Here is a 3,413-nt window from a genome sequence, read left to right on the forward strand (position 1 = left end):
TAGGTAAAGTATACCATAATTGGATATGAAAATGAATTAATTCAGCTATATTAAATAAAAGAACAATAAAAACCCACACTAAATAGCGAAGAGGCAAAAATATCTTAGACCCATAACTTTGCGTCATCAGCTTTCGCTAATTTTGCTAATATAATCTTTATATAAATTTTAAAAAATCATCATTTTTTCAACACATAATTAATAAAAAAATAATAAATAAATTTATAGCAGCTTCTTTAAGGACTCCATTACTCTATCTTTTTTGAATGGTTTAACAATAAAATCTTTGGCACCCATTTCAATCGCCTGGATAACGATTTTTTGCTGGCCCATCGCACTACAGACAACTATTTGAGCTCCAGGATCAATGTCCTGAATTGCTTTAATGGCTTCCAGACCATCCATTACTGGCATCGTAATATCCATTGTAACTATATCTGGGTTTAGTTCCTGATATAATTCTACTGCTTCTTTGCCGTTTTCTGCTTCACCTGCTATTTCAAATTCATCTTTTAATATATTTTTTAAATTTAATCTCATAAATGCTGCATCATCAACTATTAACACCCTAGGCATTTAAAAATTACCTCCTCTAAATAATATCTGCTATTACATTATATAATAACAGAAATGATTTTTATTTACAATAGTAAAGAATAATTTATCCAAAAATTATAGATTTTTATTAGATTCCTTTTTTTACTATATAATAAATTTAAATGGTAATCAAGTCACGACTGAATGATTTTACCTCGACTCGGCCGTCATCAAGGTAAAAATACATTGAACGACCATAGTCTTTTCCCACATCACTACCTGTAACTTTGATTCCCTCATCTTTTAAAACTTCTCTGACTGCTTCAATATTTCTTTCTCCAATTTTCATCACCGAATCTCCACTTTCAGACTTAAACATTCCTGCCCCACCAACAATTTTAGCAGCAAGCCGCCTTTTATTGGCTCCAGCGCTTTCCATTTCCCTGATTAAAAAAGGAATTCCTGTATCTGCATATTTTACAACTTTTTTGCCGCCCGGATTTTCGGGCAGCATAATATGAACAAGCCCTCCCACTTTAGAAAATTTATCATAGAGAGCAATCCCAATACAGGAACCAAGTCCCAGTGTTGCTAAAACTGTATTTTCATCCCCTATGGCGTGATCCGCCATTTTTACAACCAATTTTTCTGCTACCTGATCCAGACTAGGCAAAACTACCACCTACCAGTCTTTGGAAAAGAAAATCCAGTGAATCTCTTTCTGGGATGAAAAAATAAAAAAGTTCCAGCTTCTCTTCTTCGGTAATAAATTCAGTCTCCAGCAGTAAAATATGGTCTTCTGTCTGACTGTAATCGATCACTGAAGAGCTTAAAACTGCAGCTGCCATATCATAGGCCATTGCCGGCACACTCTGGTCTAGTTCCAAATCAGTAAAATCATTGATCGCTTTTAAATAGGCTCCACTTAGAATATTTCCCAGTTCATTAAGAGCAGAATGCTGCATTTCCTTGCCGGGTAGATCGTCAGTTGAAAAAATCAGCTTTAACATTTTTTCAACATTTTCCATATCAACAACCAGCAGAATTTTTCCGGAAATCTCACCAGAAAAATTAATCATGATACAGGCAATAAATTCTTCTTCATCACCAGTAATTGCTGGTAAATCCTGTATCTCAACCAGTTCTACTTTGGGGACAGTCATATTAATCTCCTGTCCAATCATTCCTGAAAAAGCAGTAGCTGCGTTTCCGGCTCCAATATTTGCTACTTCTTTTAGGATGTCTTTTTTAGTCTGGTCCAATTCCATAAACTTTACCTCCTAACCTAAACTATTCTTTACTACTGCTTTCCGATTCAACATTTTTTAACTCTTCTATTTCACGGTTATTTAAAACATTTTTTAAATCCAAAAGCAGCAGCAGTTCATCATCTCTGCCAGCTCTGCCGACACCTTCTATATAATCACTATCAACTTTTCTGGCTAAATCAGGCAAATTTACAATGTTTTCTTTTGTCAGCGGTTTGATTTCTTTAACATCATCAACCATCATCCCGGCTGTTAAACCGTCAAGTTCAACAATGATTATCTTTTCTTCCTGACTCTTTTTCTGACCACTGATGTTAAGACGCAATTTTAAATCAACTATGGGAACAACTGCTCCCCTTAGATTAATTATTCCACTGATATAACCAGGACTGTCAGGAACAAAGGTCATTTCAGTATTAGAAAGAATTTCTTTAGTTTGATTGATATTCACTCCAAACTTTTTATCGGCCAGATAAAAAATAACATACTGCTTTTTGTCCTGATTTACCTCTTTCAGCTGCATAACAGTCACCTCCGTTTAATTTATAAAAGCTACTATCAGAATAAAACTTTCCCCTGATTAAATTTATCAGCTAAAAAGGGGAAAGTCTTTAATAAGCTATTGGGTAAAAAGGGTTTTTTCTAGATCAAGTAAAATCAGAAGATGATCCTCATCCCGAGCACAGACACCGCGCAGATAATCCTGTCTTAATCCACTTTCCACATCCGGTGCAGGGGTAATACTGTCTTCTTCCAACCAGACAATTCCCTCAATGTGATCAACCTGAATTCCTAAGAGCATATCGCTAACTTCAACTGTAATCGTCCGCTGCTCATCAGCTTCAAAATCACCACTGTCTTCCTCAATTTCAAAACGACTGTGCAGATCAACGACTGGAACGATAATCCCCCTCAAATTAATTACACCTACAACATGCTCATCTGTATTTGGAACATTTGTAATTTGAGCAGACTTAATAATCTCTCTTGTATATTCTATTTCTATACCATATTCTTCTTCCCCAATGTTAAAAACTACATATTGAGCCTGACCGCTTTTTTTGTTATTTTTATTTTTAGCATTCTCTAAATCCAGACGTTCTTGAGCTGTCTCCATAATCACACCCCATTTATGAAATTTTAAATTCTCCAACTAATTCTTTTAATTCAACTGTCATTTCAGTCAGACTATCAACTGCCTCGTTAAGGTTTTCCATTGACTCTGATTGTTTCTGAACAGATTCGGAAATCTGATCACTGTTAACAGCCTGTTCTTCTGTAACCTTAGAAATATCCTGACTTCCTTTAGAAAGCTCATTAACAGAAGCAGCAGTTTCTTTAACCTGATCAACGACATCTTTAATTTTATCAGTTATATTACTCAACTTTCGGCGTTAGAAATCATTAATGATTTCTTGATATAACCAGGAAGAAGCTCAAAAAAGTAGTCTAATAGGTCATTTATCTTTTCTTCAGTTAATGTTGAATAATCATGTAGAGTCTTTTTGAAAAGGTCTATGATTAAAAATAATGCTTCAATATGACTTAAATCTTTTAGCTCATCACAGTATTCAAAAAACATACCGCCAAAAGTCTTTTCGTCTTCAT

The 3,413-nt window shown here is 34.7% G+C and carries 6 protein-coding genes and 1 pseudogene; all 7 read right to left on the bottom strand.

Annotated features, from left to right (window positions below):
• Positions 1 to 222: 222 nt before the first annotated feature.
• The gene (locus C8C76_RS14840) at positions 223 to 576 is read right to left on the bottom strand and encodes a response regulator (protein ID WP_108143006.1); all 354 of its coding nucleotides are present in this window, start codon (positions 574 to 576) and stop codon (positions 223 to 225) included.
• Between the two features lie 139 nt (positions 577 to 715).
• Positions 716 to 1,210, bottom strand: a complete 495-nt coding sequence (locus tag C8C76_RS14845) for a chemotaxis protein CheD (protein ID WP_208109005.1) — start codon at positions 1,208 to 1,210, stop codon at positions 716 to 718.
• The gene (locus C8C76_RS14850) at positions 1,203 to 1,805 is read right to left on the bottom strand and encodes a chemotaxis protein CheC (RefSeq protein ID WP_108143008.1); all 603 of its coding nucleotides are present in this window, start codon (positions 1,803 to 1,805) and stop codon (positions 1,203 to 1,205) included. The genes C8C76_RS14845 and C8C76_RS14850 overlap by 8 nt, the downstream gene beginning before the upstream one ends.
• Positions 1,806 to 1,827: 22 nt before the next feature.
• Complete coding sequence (locus C8C76_RS14855; RefSeq protein ID WP_108143010.1) at positions 1,828 to 2,328, bottom strand: chemotaxis protein CheW; 501 nt, start codon at positions 2,326 to 2,328, stop codon at positions 1,828 to 1,830.
• A 96-nt stretch (positions 2,329 to 2,424) separates the two neighbouring features.
• A complete protein-coding gene (locus C8C76_RS14860) occupies positions 2,425 to 2,922 on the bottom strand; it encodes a chemotaxis protein CheW (RefSeq protein WP_108143012.1) in 498 nt (165 codons plus the stop codon).
• A gap of 13 nt (positions 2,923 to 2,935) precedes the next feature.
• On the bottom strand, positions 2,936 to 3,190 hold the full coding sequence (locus C8C76_RS14865) for a hypothetical protein (RefSeq protein ID WP_108143014.1): 255 nt from the start codon (positions 3,188 to 3,190) through the stop codon (positions 2,936 to 2,938).
• A pseudogene (locus tag C8C76_RS15260) lies at positions 3,187 to 3,413 on the bottom strand (IS4 family transposase); the annotation flags it as partial. The pseudogene C8C76_RS15260 and the gene C8C76_RS14865, both read right to left, overlap by 4 nt.

It is taken from the genome of Halanaerobium saccharolyticum (assembly GCF_003053565.1).
Lineage (GTDB): Bacteria > Bacillota > Halanaerobiia > Halanaerobiales > Halanaerobiaceae > Halanaerobium > Halanaerobium saccharolyticum_B.

Excerpts from the sequence above, each read along its gene's own strand:
- C8C76_RS14840 (WP_108143006.1), bottom strand. The coding sequence starts at position 576 with ATGCCTAGGGTGTTAATAGTTGATGATGCAGCATTTATGAGATTAAAT.
- C8C76_RS14850 (WP_108143008.1), bottom strand. The coding sequence starts at position 1,805 with ATGGAATTGGACCAGACTAAAAAAGACATCCTAAAAGAAGTAGCAAAT.
- C8C76_RS14855 (WP_108143010.1), bottom strand. The coding sequence starts at position 2,328 with ATGCAGCTGAAAGAGGTAAATCAGGACAAAAAGCAGTATGTTATTTTT.
- C8C76_RS14860 (WP_108143012.1), bottom strand. The coding sequence starts at position 2,922 with ATGGAGACAGCTCAAGAACGTCTGGATTTAGAGAATGCTAAAAATAAA.